The sequence below is a fragment of the Clostridium isatidis genome (assembly GCF_002285495.1).
Lineage (GTDB): Bacteria > Bacillota > Clostridia > Clostridiales > Clostridiaceae > Clostridium > Clostridium isatidis.
Genome location: NZ_CP016786.1, coordinates 2,416,860 through 2,432,467, shown reverse-complemented (window position 1 = coordinate 2,432,467; position 15,608 = coordinate 2,416,860). Strand labels below are relative to the sequence as shown.

The 15,608-nt window shown below is 29.1% G+C and carries 18 protein-coding genes and 3 tRNA genes; 20 read left to right on the top strand and 1 reads right to left on the bottom strand.

Annotation, left to right across the window (positions count from 1 at the left end; translation table 11 throughout):
* Positions 1-77: 77 nt before the first annotated feature.
* The 16 genes from wecB (at position 78) to mreB (ending at position 13,996) form a co-directional block, all read left to right on the top strand.
* Positions 78-1,229, top strand: coding sequence for a non-hydrolyzing UDP-N-acetylglucosamine 2-epimerase (gene wecB, locus BEN51_RS11495; RefSeq protein ID WP_119866188.1), 1,152 nt, complete (start codon positions 78-80; stop codon positions 1,227-1,229).
* A gap of 252 nt (positions 1,230-1,481) precedes the next feature.
* Positions 1,482-1,844 carry a hypothetical protein gene (locus BEN51_RS11490; RefSeq protein ID WP_119866187.1) on the top strand — a complete coding sequence of 121 codons (363 nt, stop codon included), beginning with the start codon at positions 1,482-1,484 and terminating at the stop codon, positions 1,842-1,844.
* A complete protein-coding gene (locus BEN51_RS11485; RefSeq protein ID WP_119866186.1) occupies positions 1,845-2,546 on the top strand; it encodes a F0F1 ATP synthase subunit A in 702 nt (233 codons plus the stop codon).
* A 37-nt stretch (positions 2,547-2,583) separates the two neighbouring features.
* Positions 2,584-2,808 (top strand): ATP synthase F0 subunit C, encoded by a 225-nt coding sequence (atpE, locus tag BEN51_RS11480; RefSeq protein ID WP_119866185.1) that lies wholly within the window; start codon positions 2,584-2,586, stop codon positions 2,806-2,808.
* Between the two features lie 41 nt (positions 2,809-2,849).
* Positions 2,850-3,332, top strand: a complete 483-nt coding sequence (locus tag BEN51_RS11475) for a F0F1 ATP synthase subunit B (RefSeq protein ID WP_119866184.1) — start codon at positions 2,850-2,852, stop codon at positions 3,330-3,332.
* On the top strand, positions 3,332-3,871 hold the full coding sequence (locus BEN51_RS11470; RefSeq protein ID WP_119866183.1) for a F0F1 ATP synthase subunit delta: 540 nt from the start codon (positions 3,332-3,334) through the stop codon (positions 3,869-3,871). The genes BEN51_RS11475 and BEN51_RS11470 overlap by 1 nt, the downstream gene beginning before the upstream one ends.
* A gap of 10 nt (positions 3,872-3,881) precedes the next feature.
* Complete coding sequence (gene atpA, locus BEN51_RS11465; protein ID WP_119866182.1) at positions 3,882-5,396, top strand: F0F1 ATP synthase subunit alpha; 1,515 nt, start codon at positions 3,882-3,884, stop codon at positions 5,394-5,396.
* 34 nt (positions 5,397-5,430) lie between these two features.
* Complete coding sequence (gene atpG / locus BEN51_RS11460) at positions 5,431-6,288, top strand: ATP synthase F1 subunit gamma (RefSeq protein WP_119866181.1); 858 nt, start codon at positions 5,431-5,433, stop codon at positions 6,286-6,288.
* Positions 6,289-6,303: 15 nt separating this feature from the next.
* On the top strand, positions 6,304-7,692 hold the full coding sequence (gene atpD / locus BEN51_RS11455; RefSeq protein ID WP_119866180.1) for a F0F1 ATP synthase subunit beta: 1,389 nt from the start codon (positions 6,304-6,306) through the stop codon (positions 7,690-7,692).
* Between the two features lie 16 nt (positions 7,693-7,708).
* Positions 7,709-8,107, top strand: a complete 399-nt coding sequence (locus BEN51_RS11450; protein WP_119866179.1) for an ATP synthase delta/epsilon chain alpha-helix domain-containing protein — start codon at positions 7,709-7,711, stop codon at positions 8,105-8,107.
* A gap of 253 nt (positions 8,108-8,360) precedes the next feature.
* Positions 8,361-9,002 carry a hypothetical protein gene (locus BEN51_RS11445; protein ID WP_119866178.1) on the top strand — a complete coding sequence of 214 codons (642 nt, stop codon included), beginning with the start codon at positions 8,361-8,363 and terminating at the stop codon, positions 9,000-9,002.
* A gap of 21 nt (positions 9,003-9,023) precedes the next feature.
* Positions 9,024-10,289, top strand: coding sequence for a UDP-N-acetylglucosamine 1-carboxyvinyltransferase (gene murA, locus BEN51_RS11440; RefSeq protein ID WP_119866177.1), 1,266 nt, complete (start codon positions 9,024-9,026; stop codon positions 10,287-10,289).
* A 157-nt stretch (positions 10,290-10,446) separates the two neighbouring features.
* Positions 10,447-11,487: a stage II sporulation protein D gene (gene spoIID / locus BEN51_RS11435; RefSeq protein ID WP_119866176.1), complete on the top strand. Its 1,041-nt coding sequence runs from the start codon at positions 10,447-10,449 to the stop codon at positions 11,485-11,487.
* Between the two features lie 290 nt (positions 11,488-11,777).
* A complete protein-coding gene (locus tag BEN51_RS11430; RefSeq protein ID WP_119866175.1) occupies positions 11,778-12,509 on the top strand; it encodes a M23 family metallopeptidase in 732 nt (243 codons plus the stop codon).
* An 89-nt stretch (positions 12,510-12,598) separates the two neighbouring features.
* Positions 12,599-12,850, top strand: a complete 252-nt coding sequence (gene spoIIID / locus BEN51_RS11425; RefSeq protein WP_119866174.1) for a sporulation transcriptional regulator SpoIIID — start codon at positions 12,599-12,601, stop codon at positions 12,848-12,850.
* Between the two features lie 108 nt (positions 12,851-12,958).
* Entirely contained in the window at positions 12,959-13,996 is a 1,038-nt protein-coding gene (gene mreB, locus BEN51_RS11420; protein ID WP_119866173.1) for a rod shape-determining protein, read from the top strand.
* Between the two features lie 71 nt (positions 13,997-14,067).
* On the opposite strand, the gene yyaC is transcribed toward mreB, so the two are convergent.
* Positions 14,068-14,610, bottom strand: coding sequence for a spore protease YyaC (gene yyaC / locus BEN51_RS11415; protein ID WP_257789683.1), 543 nt, complete (start codon positions 14,608-14,610; stop codon positions 14,068-14,070).
* Between the two features lie 105 nt (positions 14,611-14,715).
* On the opposite strand from yyaC, the gene BEN51_RS11410 reads away from it, so the two are divergent.
* The 4 genes from BEN51_RS11410 to BEN51_RS11395 all read left to right on the top strand — a co-directional run bounded on the left by BEN51_RS11410 (position 14,716) and on the right by BEN51_RS11395 (position 15,604).
* Positions 14,716-15,156, top strand: a complete 441-nt coding sequence (locus tag BEN51_RS11410) for a hypothetical protein (protein WP_119866171.1) — start codon at positions 14,716-14,718, stop codon at positions 15,154-15,156.
* 171 nt (positions 15,157-15,327) lie between these two features.
* Positions 15,328-15,413, top strand: a tRNA-Tyr gene (locus tag BEN51_RS11405).
* 25 nt (positions 15,414-15,438) lie between these two features.
* A tRNA-Thr gene (locus BEN51_RS11400) sits at positions 15,439-15,513 on the top strand.
* Between the two features lie 5 nt (positions 15,514-15,518).
* Positions 15,519-15,604, top strand: a tRNA-Tyr gene (locus BEN51_RS11395).
* The last annotated feature ends 4 nt before the right edge of the window (positions 15,605-15,608 follow it).

The following is a 15,608-nucleotide window of genomic DNA, read 5'->3' as shown; positions in this document are numbered from 1 at the left end:
ATATTTACATAAATATAATAATGATGTATTAAATAAATGATTTAAATATTTACATGTAATATTAGGAGGAAAAAAAGTTGGAAAAGAAAAAGATAATAACTATCTTTGGTACTAGACCAGAAGCAATAAAAATGGCTCCTCTAGTTAAGGAATTAGAGAAAAGAGAAGGAATAGTATCAAAAGTATGTGTAACTGCACAGCATAGAGAGATGTTAGATCAAGTACTAGAATATTTTGATATAAATCCTGATTTTGATTTAAATATAATGAAAAATAAGCAAAGTTTAACAGGTATAACAAATAGAGTATTAGAGGGATTAGAAGAAATTTTTTCAAAAGAAAAACCAGATATGGTATTAGTTCATGGAGATACAACGACAACTTTTTCTGGAGCTTTAGCAGCCTTTTATCAACAAATTAAGGTTGGTCATGTTGAGGCTGGACTTAGAACTCATAATAAGTATTTTCCATTTCCAGAAGAAATGAATAGAAAATTAACAGCTTCACTAGCAGATTTACATTTTGCTCCTACTAAAAATTCAAAGAAAAATCTCATAAAAGAAGGAGTAAATGAAAAAGATATATATATAACAGGTAATACTGTTATTGATGCTATGCATCATACAGTTAAAGAAGATTTTAAATTTAGTATTGATTTACTTAATAACATAGATTATATAAATAAAAAAGTTATTTTAATTACTGCCCACAGAAGAGAAAACTGGGGAGAAGGAATTAATAATATATGTGAAGCTTTAAATAGAATTGTAAAAGAAAATGAAGATGTAGAATTAATATATTTAGTTCATTTAAATCCTATTGTAAGAGATGTTGTTTATGAAAAATTAGGTAATAATGAAAGAATTCATTTATTAAACCCACTTGATACTAATGAAACTCATAATTTAATGAATAAATGCTTTATGGTAATGACAGATTCAGGTGGATTACAGGAAGAAGCACCACATTTAGGAAAGCCTGTATTAGTTTTAAGAGACGTTACAGAAAGACCAGAAGCTGTAGAATATGGAACAGTAAAACTTGTAGGAACAGATGTTGAAAAAATAGTTTATGAAGCTAATAAATTAATAAAAAATGAGGATGAATATTTAAAAATGAGCAGGGCAACTAATCCATATGGAGATGGTTATGCATCAAAAAGAATAGCAGATATAATAGAAAATTATTTTAATATAAGAAAATTAGAGATAAAAGAATTTTTAAAATAAAAAAACTTCCTTTAGGGAGTTTTTTATTTTAAAAATGAGAATGGAAAATGAATAATAAAAATATATAATTACTTTAATTTCTTAATTATACTTAGCAAATTGATGATATTTAGAAGTGAAGTAAGAAAATAGAACTAAAACTATTAAAAATGAAAAAATTACATATATTATAGATTAAAATGGGCAAATACAAGATTTTAAATTATTTTTTTATAGGACTATAATAACATAAGTTGAATGGGGTGTAGATAGATGAGTAAGGAAATGAATAACTTATTTAAAATAATGATAAAATATGATTTAATAGGAGGATTTTTTCTTACAATAATTCTATCTATAGTAGTGAATATAAAATTTTCTATTATTTTTTTATTTGGAGATTTAGTATCTTTGATAAATGCAGTATCTAGCGGTATTTTACTAGAATATGCTTTGAAAAAGGGTAAAGGTGTATTTCTTTTTATTACTTACATAATAAGAATATTGATAATAGTAATTCTTGCAATCCCTTTTTTAAATAATCTTATGGAAATTATAGCTTATATATTAGGCTATATGCTTCATTTTATTTTTCAAGTAATATATTGGATTAATGTGAGGAAGGAGGAGAGTTAATTGGAGCAGTTGGAACCTATTTGGTCATTTTCTCTTGGTCCTATAACTATAGACATTGTTCCTGAAATAGTAATACAATGGGCTATTATGTTAATTATAATTTTACTTGCATTATGGACAACTAGAGATTTAAAAATTAGGCCAAGTAAGAAACAAGCTACTGTAGAACTATTATACGAAAAATTAAGAGATGTATTAGTTGCAAACATGGGAGAGAAAAATTTAGAATTAATGCCCTTTATAGGAACATTATTTATATTTTTATTGATAATGAATCTTATGGGATTAACAGGGTTGCCTATACCAACTAAAAATTTTAGTGTTACAGTAGGATTAGGTTTAATAACCTTTTTTATGGTGCAATATTATCCAATAAAAAAACATGGCTTAAAGAAATATTTTGTTGCTTACGCAAAGCCAACATGGATAATTACACCGATAAATATACTAGAAAGAATAATGCTCCCAATATCATTAGCATTAAGATTATTTGGTAATATATTAGCAGCTACTTTCCTAGTAGAGTTATGTTATGAAGCTTTGCATGGATTAAGTTTCTTTGCTCAATTAGTAATACCAGTACCATTACATGCATATTTTGATATATTTGATGGAGCAATACAAACAATCATATTTGTTATGCTTACAATGATAAATATAAAAATAACAGCAGAACATTCAAACCCAGAAGAAGAACATTAAAGAAAAAGTATGATTTATATAAAGGAGGAATTTATTTATGGAAATGAGAGCACTTGGAGCAGCAATAGCAGTACTAGTAGGTATAGGAGCTGCAATTGGAATTGGAAATGCAACAGCAAAAGCAGTAGAGGGAATAGCGAGACAACCAGAAGCTAGTGGAAAGATAACTACAGCTTTAATGCTAGGTTCAGCTTTTGCAGAAGCAACAGCTATTTATGGATTATTAGTTTCAATACTTTTAATATTTGTAGGTATAAAATAAATGGTAAAAATAAATGATAATTATAGAAGGGAGCAGCAAATATGAGTATAAACCCAAGCACCCTTATAGCAACAATAATAAACTTTGTGATTTTATATTTAATACTTAAAAAGTTTTTCTTTGCAAAAATTGCTGCAATTATTGAAGAGAGAGAGGAATTAATAAACGAAAAATTAGATAATGCTGAAGAAGAAATTACAAAGGCTAGAATACTTGCTATAGAGAATGAAAAAATTCTAAAGAAAGCTAGAGAAGAAGGTAAGTTGATAACTCAACAAGAAAAGGCTAAAGCTGATAAAATTTATCATGAAATAATAGAAGAAGCAAATGAAGAAGCTAAAGTAATAATACTTAGAGCCAGAAAGGAAATCGCTAGGGAAAGAGAAAAAGCAGAAGCTCAGTTAAAAACTCAAGTTGTTGATTTAGCTATGGAATTAGCTGAAAAGATTATTGAAAAAAATATAGATGAAGACAAGAATAGAGAACTTATTGAGGACTTCATTACAAAGGTAGGTAATTCATAATGTATGAATATTTAGACCGTAGATATGCTTTAGCCCTTTATGATATAGCAGAAAAAAAAGGCAATGTGGACAAGTATATCCAAGACCTAAAGGATATAAATGAACTTATAGAAAATAATGCGGAACTTAAAGAAGTAATTAAGCATCCACAAATAAGTACAAAACAAAAGAAAAAAACCTTTATTAGTATTTTTAAAGGAAAAATAGATGAAGAATTACTGACATTTTTATTATTGTTAATAGAAAAAGACAGAATTTTATTTTTAAAAGAAAAAATTATTCAATTGGAAAAAATACAGTTAGAAAGAAAAAATACTATCAAAGGAATTGTAAAAACAACTATCCCTCTTACTGACAAAGAAAGAAATGAATTAGTTACAAAGTTAGAAAAAAAGTATAACAAGGCAATAATTTTAGAGGAAATAATTGATCCTAGCATTCTAGGAGGAATTTATTTAAGAATTGATAATGATGTTATTGATGGAACAGTTAGATCTAAATTAAATGGAATAAAGCAATTAGTTACTAGAAGAGAATAGAGGTGAGGATATGCACATTAATCCTGAAGAAATTACTTCCATAATTAGGAAAGAAATAGAAAGATATGAAGAAAAGGTTGAAACAGTAGATTCAGGAACAATAGTTCAAGTTGGTGATGGTATAGCAAGAGTTTATGGATTAGATGATTGTATGCAGGGAGAACTATTAGAATTTCCTAACAATGTTTATGGAATGGCTCTAAATTTAGAACAAGATAATGTTGGTTGTGTTTTACTTGGACCTGAAGATGAAATCAAAGAAGGAGATATAGTAAAAAGAACTAATAAAATTGTAGAAGTTCCTGTAGGAGAGGCACTTCTTGGTAGAGTTGTAAATTCATTAGGTGAACCTATTGATGGTAAGGGACCAATAAATAATTCAGGCTATAGACCAATAGAAGTACCAGCACCAAGTATTATAGATAGAAGTTCAGTAAATGAACCGCTGCAAACAGGTATAAAGGCAATTGATTCCATGATACCTATTGGTAAGGGACAAAGAGAACTTATAATAGGAGATAGACAAACAGGAAAAACTGCAATTGCAATAGATGCTATAATAAATCAAAAAGGAAAAGATGTAATTTGTATTTATGTTGCAATAGGACAAAAACAGTCAACTGTAGCACATATAGTAAATACCTTAGATAAAGCTGGTGCACTAGATTATACAATAGTAGTTAGTGGTACAGCATCAGAATCTGCACCTCTACAATACTTAGCGCCATATGCTGGATGCAGTATGGGTGAATATTTTATGCATGATGGAAAAGATGTTCTAATAATATATGACGATCTATCTAAACATGCAGTAGCTTATAGAACAATGTCATTATTATTAAGAAGACCACCAGGTAGAGAAGCATACCCGGGAGATGTTTTCTATATTCATTCAAGACTTTTAGAAAGAGCAGCAAAGCTTTCAGAAGAAAATGGTGGAGGCTCATTAACAGCCCTTCCAATTATAGAAACACTAGCAGGAGATGTTACAGCATATATACCAACTAATGTAATTTCAATAACAGATGGACAAATATTTTTAGATGCAGATTTATTTAGGGCTGGACAAAGACCTGCAGTAAATGCTGGTATTTCCGTATCAAGAGTTGGAGGAAATGCTCAAACAAAGGCTATGAAACAGGTATCAGGTACATTAAGATTAGAACTTGCTCAGTATAGGGAACTAGAAGCTTTTGCACAATTTGGATCAGATTTAGATAAGGATTCTAAAAAGAGATTAGAAAAAGGTAAAAGACTTGTTGAAGTATTAAAGCAAAATCAATACGAACCAATGCCGGTAGAAAAGCAAATAGTTATATTATACGCAGCAGTTAAGGACTTTTTATCTGATATAAAAGTAAATGCTATAAGAAAATTCGAAAGAGAATTTTTAGAATACCTAGATACATATTATAGAGATTTACTAAAGAAAATAAGAAATGATAAAGTACTAAATGATGAAATAAAATTAGAATTAGAAAAAGCAATAATAGAATTTAAAAAAATATTCTTACAAGATGCATAGCAAATAGCTATGCAATTCTTTAGGAGGTGAAACCTTGGGAGCAGCAGGACTTATAGAAATTAAAAGAAGAATGAAGTCAGTTGAAAGTACAAGGAAAATAACAAAAGCAATGAATATAGTGGCTACCTCTAAACTTAGAAAAGTAAGGAATGAACTAAATAAAAATGAAGATTATTATAATTTATCAAAGGAGATATTAAAGAAAGTAGTAGCTTTACTTCCAGAGGAGTATGAAAGTCCCTTCCTAAATAACCTTTCTAAGGATTTAATAGATAGTAAACTATATATAGTTATTACCTCTGATACAGGATTTTGTGGAGGCTTTAATAGTAATATAATAAATACTTTAAATGATTCTATTGAAGATAAGGACTCTGCAAAATTTATTGTTGCGGGATTAAGAGGAATTCAGTATATGAAGAAGTTTGGTTTAACAACTATTAGGGAATATATCGAAATACCAGATATACCAACAACTAAGGAAGTAAGAGCCATATATGATGATGCATTATTTATGTATAAAAATAAGGAAGTATCAGAGGTTAATATAGTTTATACAGAGTATAGATCCGCAATTTCTCAAGAAATAATAATAGAAAGAATATTTCCTGTTGATATAGAAAAAGAAGATCCAGAAGAGATAATTTTTGAGCCAGATTTAGAAAAAGTATTAAGTTCTAGTTTAGATTCCTATCTAAAAAGTAAAATTAGAAGAGCTATGCTTCATTCAAAAGCAAGTGAACAAAATGCAAGAATGAAAACTATGGATTCTTCAACAGATAATGCTAATGACATATTAAAAGCATTAACTACCAATTATAATAGGATAAGACAGGGAATGATAACTCAGGAAATATCAGAAATTGTAGGAGGAGCAGAAGCACTAAAATAGTAAGGAGGAATTACTATGTCTCAGAGAGTAGGAAAAGTAGTTCAAGTAATTGGACCAGTAGTGGATATAAGGTTTGATTCAGATACTTTACCCAATATTTATAATGAAATAAGAATAGATATGGGTGATAGAGAACTAGTAGCTGAAGTAGAACAGCATATCGGTGATGATATAGTTAGAACTATAGCTATGGAATCAACTGATGGATTAAAAAGAGGTATGAAAGCTGTAGATACTGGTAATTGTATAACTGTACCAGTAGGAGAAGAAGTATTAGGAAGAGTATTTAACGTTTTAGGCAAACCTATTGATAATGAAGGTGAATTTGTAATAAAAGAAAAATATCCGATTCATAGGCCTGCACCAAGCTTTCAAGAACAATCACTAGAACCTGAAATATTAGTGACAGGAATAAAAGTAATAGATTTACTTGCACCTTATCAAAAGGGTGGTAAAATAGGTCTTTTTGGTGGTGCAGGAGTTGGGAAAACTGTATTAATACAAGAGCTTATTAATAATGTAGCTAAAGAACTTGGTGGTCTTTCTGTATTTACAGGAGTAGGAGAAAGATCAAGAGAAGGAAACGACCTATATTATGAAATGAAGGAATCAGGCGTAATTAAAAATACTGCTTTAGTATTTGGTCAAATGAATGAATCACCAGGTGCAAGAATGAGAGTTGCCCTTACTGGTTTGACAATGGCAGAATATTTTAGAGATAAAGGGCAAGATGTATTATTATTTATAGATAATATATTTAGATATACACAAGCAGGATCAGAAGTTTCTGCCCTTCTTGGAAGAATACCTTCAGCAGTTGGATATCAGCCAACCTTAGCAACAGAAATGGGAGCCCTTCAAGAAAGAATAACGTCAACACAAAGTGGTTCAATTACTTCAGTTCAAGCAGTTTATGTTCCAGCCGATGACCTTACAGATCCAGCACCAGCAACAACCTTTACTCACCTTGATGCAACAACTGTATTATCAAGAAGTATAGCTGAATTAGGTATTTATCCAGCAGTTGATCCATTAGAATCAAGTTCAAGGACATTAGATCCACGAATAGTTGGTCAAGAGCATTATGATGTTGCAACAGAGGTAAAGAACATTCTTGAAAGATATAAAGAACTTCAAGATATAATTGCAATATTAGGCGTAGATGAACTTGGAGAAGAGGATAAGAAAATAGTTGCAAGAGCAAGAAGAATCCAAAGATTCTTGTCCCAACCTTTTACAGTAGCAGAACAATTTACATGTATGAAGGGTAAATTTGTTCCATTAGAAGAAACTGTAAGAGGATTTAAAGAAATTATTGAAGGTAAATATGATGATCTACCAGAATCAGCCTTCTTATTTGTTGGTACAATAGACGAAGTTATTGAAAAAGCAAAAAATCTATGATAGGAGATGAAAAATAATGAGTAATACTTTTACTGTTAATATTATATCTCCTGGGAAAGAACCTTTTATAGCAGAGGTAGAAAGTTTAACAACTGTCTTAGAAGATGGAGAAATTGAATTTCAAGCAGATCATGCAGCAATAATAGTTAGTACTATTCCAACAACAACTATTATAAAATCTGGAGAAAAAAGAGAAAATTTCTTTACATCTTCAGGGATAATATATTTTAAAGATAATGTCTTAAAATTTTGCTGTGATGCTTTTGAAAGATCTTCTGAGATAGATGTAATAAGAGCAGAGAATTCTAAAAAAAGAGCGGAAGAAAGAATTAAAAAAGCTGTTAATATAGATATAGAAAGAGCAAAAAGATCTCTTGCAAGAGCAAATGCAAGACTTAATACAAGTAATAAGTAGTTAGGAGCGGAAATCAATTTTCAGTTGAGGAGAGAATTCAGCTTTGCTGAATTATGAGGATTATAGATATTTTATAAATGTGAGTCATGAATGACTCACATTTTTTTATTTTTAGAATATTTTCCATTGACCGAATTGCTTCTGACATTTATTCACAAATTTCAACTTATTAAATATATTATATTATAGCTGCAATTATTGAATAAAAAAATTTAGTAGGACAATAATTAAAAAAGAAAGGCAGGGAAGCAGAATGAAAAAATTATTAATAATAATTTCATTTATTATTGTAGTTTCTTTTTTAATTATTGGAGCAATACCTAATCAAGATAAAAATATAGATGAATTTAATAAATTAACAACAGAGCTAATAAAAGCAGATAATTTTTTAGAAAATGGAGTCAGAGTAGAATATACTACAAAAAATAATATTAATGCAGAATATGATCTTGTAAAAAATGATTTTATAAAAATTTTTGGAGAAAATATTAATTTATTAGATAATAGTATTGAATATAGCGATGAATGTAAAGAAGTAAAAGCAGTTTTTTGGAATAAAAATGATACAAGCTATATTAGAATTGATTATCTAAATAAAAACAAAAATATTGAAGTAATGGAAATAAGAAATATATTGGCAGAAATTATAAATAATAAAAAAGAAAAAGTGAAATATTTTGACTTTGTAAAGTTAAAAATAATAGAAGAAGAGAAAGATGATACAAAGGAAATTATAAGAAATTATATGAAAAATGAAGAGTTTTTAGAAGTAGAAAATGGAATTATAGGAAAGGGAATATTAAAGGATAAAACTAAAATTAATGTTGGTTATATGCAATATGCTAAAGGAGAATATTTAATTATAGGAACACCAGTTATATTCGTAACATACTAATAATTCATAGTGGAGGACAATATGGAAAAAATTATAGTTGAGGGTGGTAATAAATTAAGAGGAGAAGTAAATATAAGTTTAGCCAAAAATTCTGTTTTACCAATAATGGTTGCTAGTATTTTAAGTTCTAACGATATAACTATTAATGATGCACCAGATTTAGAAGATGTAATAGTATTAACTAATTTACTTTCAGAAATGAATTGTGCTGTTAATAAAAATATAAATGGAGATTTAATAATAAATACTAGTAATATTAAATTAGTGGATATGAATAGTGAATTAATAAGAAAGATGAGAGCATCTTTTTTAATTATGGGCCCAATGCTATCAAGGTTTGGAGAATGCAAAATATCAATGCCTGGAGGATGTAATATAGGAACACGTCCTATAGATTTACATTTGAAGGGATTTAGGCTTTTAGGTGCAGAGATAGAAATTGGACATGGTTTTGTTGAAGCAAAAGCAAAAAAGTTAATTGGAAATAGAATATATTTAGATTTTCCATCTGTAGGTGCGACTGAAAATATATTAATGGCTTCTGTTTTTGCAGAAGGAACGACAATAATAGAAAATGCAGCTGAAGAACCTGAAATATGGGACTTAGCAAATTTTTTAAATTCAATGGGAGCTAAAATTTATGGTGCTGGTACTGGGAAAATAACAATAGAAGGTGTAAAAGCAGACTCTTTAAAGGGAACAACTTATAGAGCTATTTATGATAGAGTTGAAGCAGGTACCTTTATGGTTGCTGCAGCAATAACTAATAGTAAAATAATAATTAACGGTGCTAATGAAGAACATTTAAGACCTACAATAGAAAAATTAAAAGAGTGTGGAGTTAAATTTTCCGGTGCTGGAGAAAATAGAATTCTAGTTGATGGAACAGGACAAAAAAATCCTGTAGACATAAAGACCATGCCTTATCCAGGTTTTCCAACTGATATGCAGGCTCAAATGATGACCTTACTATCTGTAATAAAGGGTTCAAGTATAGTTACTGAAACAGTCTTTGAAAATAGATTTATGCATGTGGCAGAATTAGTAAGAATGGGAGCTAATATAAAAATAGATGGTAGAACCGCAATTATTGAAGGTGTTGATTCATTAACTGGATGTGAAGTCAAAGCTACAGATTTGAGAGCAGGTGCGGCAATGATACTTGCTGGACTTGTAGCAAAGGGGATTACTGAGATAAGTGATATATATCATATAGATAGAGGTTATGTGGATATAGAAGAAAAATTTAGAAAATTGGGAGCTAATATTTATAGGAGTAATAATTAAATATCCATATAATAAAAAACTTAGAGTAAATCTAAGTTTTTTATTTTGGAATAACTTTACATAAAAATAGGAAAATAAAGTATAATAAAGAAAAAAATACATATAATTAATTGTAGCTAAAAAGCTAAAAATTAAAATTAGCTTAAGGAGAATTATTATGAAAAGGAAGTTTAATATTAATAAAAATTTAGCATCCCTTATTATTTTTAGTACATTAGTATTAGTACTTATGATTATTATACCAATCCTTATAATTAAGCCAGCTGCAATAGCTGCAAATGCAAAGAATATTCAAGAGGAACAAAATAAAAATTCAGAAGAAAACAATGTTATAACTATAGATGGAAATGAAATAGTAAAGGTGCATATCACCGAGAGCAATGAAATAAAAGAAGTTCCATTAGAGGAATATGTTAAAAGCGTAGTTTCTGGAGAAATGCCAGTTAGCTTTAATTTAGAAGCATTAAAAGCACAGGCTGTTGCAGCAAGAACTTTTGTTGTTGCAAAAATGTTAAATCCATGTCCTAATGCAAATGGGGGAATTGTATGTGATACAACCCATTGCCAGGTATATATAGTTAAAGAAAAAAGAATAGAAAAATGGGGAGAAGCTGGTGAGGAATATTGGAATAAGATTTCTGATGCTGTGGAGGAAACTAAGGGAGAAGTTTTAACTTACAATAATGAATTAGTAAAATATCCTCAATTTTTTTCTACAAGCTCTGGGAGGACAGAAAATTCAATAGATGTATTCTCAGGAGATATTCCATACTTGGTATCAAAGGAAAGTAAGGGGGAAGAAATAGCTCCAAAATATAAAACAGAATTTTCTTTTAATATAAGTGAGTTTGTATCAAAAATAAATGAAAAATACCCAGATGCAGCGATAGAAGCTTCTAATATAAATAATAATATAGAAATATTAAGTAGAAGTGAAGCTGGTGGTGTGAAAGAAATAAGATTAGGAAATAAAGTTATCAGAGGATTAGAATTTAGATTAGCCCTTGGATTAAGTTCAGCAAATTTTGAAATTTCAATAACAGATGATAAAATTGTGTTTAATTGTAAAGGCTATGGTCATGGAGTAGGAATGAGCCAATGGGGGGCAAATGTTATGGCTGCTGAAGGTAAGAGCTATGATGAAATACTTAAACATTATTATACTGGAGTTGATATAAAACGACTTAATTTTAATTAATATTAAAAGAAATTTTCATATGAATATTAAATCAAAATGGAACTGGTATTAAGCAGTTCCATTTTTTATTAGCTATATTATTGATGAATATTGGATTTAGTAATTAAAAAATAAGAAAAATAACAAATTATGAATAATTTTTTATATTTGGACAAGAATTAAAATGTAATCGTTAAAAACTTGGTTATTATCTTTAATGTTAAATCTTGTAGAAAATTGTTGAAAACAATTTTTTTTGCAATTGAATTAATTTGAAATAAAGGGCAAGAATACAAAAAGGAGGTGTTGATATGGACCAAATAAAAAAAGACAAAATAAAAAACTTCTTTAGAAAGGAGGGCTTTTATTTAGTACTATTCCTTTGTTTATGTATTATTGCAACAGTTACTGTTGTTACAGTTAGAAAAAATAATGCTTTAAATGAATCTTCTAAAGTTGAGGATGAATTCAGTTTAAATATTGAAGATAGAACAACTTCTGAGATTCAAAAACAAAATGCAGATAGAGTTGAAAATGAATCTAATGAAGAACTAGCAGAAAATACTACTGAAGAATTAGCTTCAGGAGATGATTTAAATGTTTCAGCTGGAACAAACTATGAGGTTGTATTTAATAATCCATTAGAAGGTGAAATTTCAAGGGAATATACTTATCCAAAACCACAACAGTTAGCTGATGGAACTCTTAGAAATATTAGAGGAATAGATATAAGAGCTAGTGTTGGAACAGAGGTTAAAGCTGCCGCTGAAGGTGAAGTTAAAGAAGTTGGAAATAAAGTAGAAGATGGAACATATATAGTAATTGCTCATGCAAATGGACTATATACTAAATATTCAAATCTATCTCAAGATACAAGGGTTAATGTTGGAGATAAAGTAACTGAAGAAACTGTTATTGGAACAGTTGGAAATACTTCAAAAATATTTACTAATGAGGAATTTGGTGAACATTTAAATTTGCAAGTATTTGATTCAAATGGTAAAGATTTAGATCCAACAGCATATTTCACATTAAATCAATAATAAAAAAATTCATCAGCCATTATTTTTGGCTGATGAATCAATAAAGTTGTGGTCGCATATTAATTATTTATCCAAGGGAGGTAAAAATTTTGAAAGATTATATAGAAGAAAGAGTATTAGAAGTAGCAAGATATATTATAGAATCTAAAGACACAATTAGAAAAACAGCAAAAGTATTTGGAGTAAGCAAAAGCACCATACATAAAGATATGACAGAAAGACTTCCTAAAATAAATCCAGCAATTGCAAAACAAACTCATTCTATCTTAGAACTAAATAAAGCTGAGCGTCATATAAGAGGTGGAAAAGCTACTCAAGCTAAATATAAAGCTGTAAAGTAATAAAAAAATGCAAATATATTGAAGGTTTGCCATAATCCATATATAATAAAAATTAGGACGAAAATTGTAAAAATTATTTAACTTTGAAAGATTAGGAGTGAAATATAAATGTGGTTTTGGAAACAAAGGAGTGATTTAGGCATAGATTTAGGAACAGCAACTGTTTTAGTTTATGCTAAAGGAAAAGGAATAATTTTAAAGGAACCTTCAGTAGTTGCAATTAACAAGAATAATAATAAGGTACTTGCTGTAGGCGAAGAAGCAAGAAGAATGATTGGTAGAACACCGGGTAATATTATTGCAGTTAGGCCATTAAGGGATGGGGTTATATCTGATTATGATATAACTGAAAGAATGTTAAAAGAATTCATAAGAAAGGCCTATGGCAAAAGTAAATTTACAGCTCCTAAAGTAATGATATGTGTACCTTCACAGGCAACAGAAGTTGAAAAAAGAGCGGTAATAGATGCAGCAAGAAATACAGGTGCTAAAAAGGTACATTTAATAGAAGAGCCTCTTGCGGCTGCAATTGGGGCTGGATTAGATATCACTAAACCTAGTGGTTCAATGGTAGTCGATATCGGAGGAGGAACAACTGATATTGCCGTAATTTCCTTAGGTGGAGTAGTTGTAAGATCATCAATTAAAGTTGCTGGAGATACTTTTGATGATGCAATAATAAAATATGTTAGAAATAAATATAAGATAATGATTGGTGAAAAAACAGCAGAAGAATTAAAGATTAATATAGGTTCAGCGTTTAATGGATCAAAAGATGAGACTGCAACAGTTAAGGGAAGAAATTTAATTACTGGATTACCAGATGAGGTTATGATATCATCAGCAGAAATTAATGAAGCATTAAGAGAAGCTGTTTCATTGATAGTTGATAACGTTAAATTAGTTTTGGAAAAAACACCGCCTGAATTAGCTGCTGATATAATTGAAAAAGGAATTGTTATGACTGGTGGAGGAGCTTTATTAAATGGATTAGACAAATTAATAGAACATGAAACCGGCGTTTGTGCTGAAGTAGCTCCTAATTCAATAGAAGCAGTAGCAGAAGGAACAGGTAAGGTTTTATCATATTTGGATAAGATAGATATAGATTTTTCAGATAGACAAATTGACTTAATAGAAGAATAATAAATTAAAATATTCACATATAAAAAACAATTAAATTCAACTTTATAAAAATGAGGCTGTCATAGACAGCCTCATATATTTTGTTTTTTATTTTCTTTATTAAAGTTGTTGTATGCTTCTAATATTGCATTAGATATAACATAAGCCATTTCAAATACAAAATTAAGTCTAACAGTATGAATGTGTATAAAATTAGAATGTTCATTACTATCAATTATACCTACAATAGATACATTACCTACTTCAGGTAGAATTTTCCCTACACCCTTTCCAGGGTGAATTGGATAATCTCTAACATGGATTTCACCTATTGCTTCAGGTTCTCCAAGACAGGCATCTATTCCAATGATAAAAGAATTGGGGTGAATTTTCATAATCTCTCTTAATTTACTTTTCAGATTTGCAGCATGAATTGGATTTTGAATTGTTCCGTAAACAGGAAGTTCTATATTTTTCTCTTTTAAAATAGTTCCAACTAAGGGTCCTAAGCAGTCTATGATGCACTTATCTGTTCCTATACATACTATAATAGTATTTTTTTTTATAAAATTTTTTATCAATTTAGCCATTTCAATATGAGAATTAAATGAATTGTATAAAAATTTGCTTTTCAAAAACTTCACCCCCATAGAAATATATGTATGTTGAACAAACAATATTATCATATGTATAAAATTAATAAAAATGGAAATTAATTAAATGAAGGGAGATGAAAATTAATGAAAAAAGTAATAATTTATTCGCTAACTGTTATAATAAGTGCTGCTATACCAATTTATTTTTTACTAATATGGGAACCACTAAAGAGTATAGATGCAATAAGTGATAATATAATAGTTACTGAATATGAACATTTAAATAATAATTATGAAGAAAATAATATGTATATAATTGATAATTTAAATCCTAGGGAGGGAACATTCTCAAAGATAAGCAATCTTTCTCAAGAAAAAAGAGATAAACTTAATGTTTTAATAAAAAATTTATCTATAGTTGATATTATAAAGATAAATAATTATTTTGCAGATATAAATAATATTGAAAACATTACTAAAGGTTTTGGCTTATTAGAGAAGAGAATGTCAAAAGAAAATTATCAGGAGTTTAAAGATATATTAGGAGACTACATTAAACTAGAAGAAATACAGAATAATATATAAAAAAATGCTCATGGTATTAATTTAAAGAAAAACGAAGAAAAAAAATAATAGGTAAAGTTAATTTCTTTAAAAGCGTAAAAACCAAACTTGAAATATAAAGACAATAAATATATACTAACTATTGTTAGTCGAGGAGACGAAAGTTTATTTGACAAATTAATGAATTTACATGGGGGAGTTCCCGAGTGGCCAAAGGGGGCAGACTGTAAATCTGTTACGTTATCGTTTCGATGGTTCGAATCCGTCCTCCCCCACCATAAAATTCATTAAAATTAAGAATATGCTGGCATGGCTCAATGGTAGAGCAGCTGACTTGTAATCAGCAGGTTGTAGGTTCGAGTCCTATTGCCAGCTCCATATATGGAGGAGTTCCCGAGTGGCCAAAGGGGGCAGACTGTAAATCTGTTACGTTATCGTTTCGATGGTTCGAATCCATCCTCCTCCACCACAAA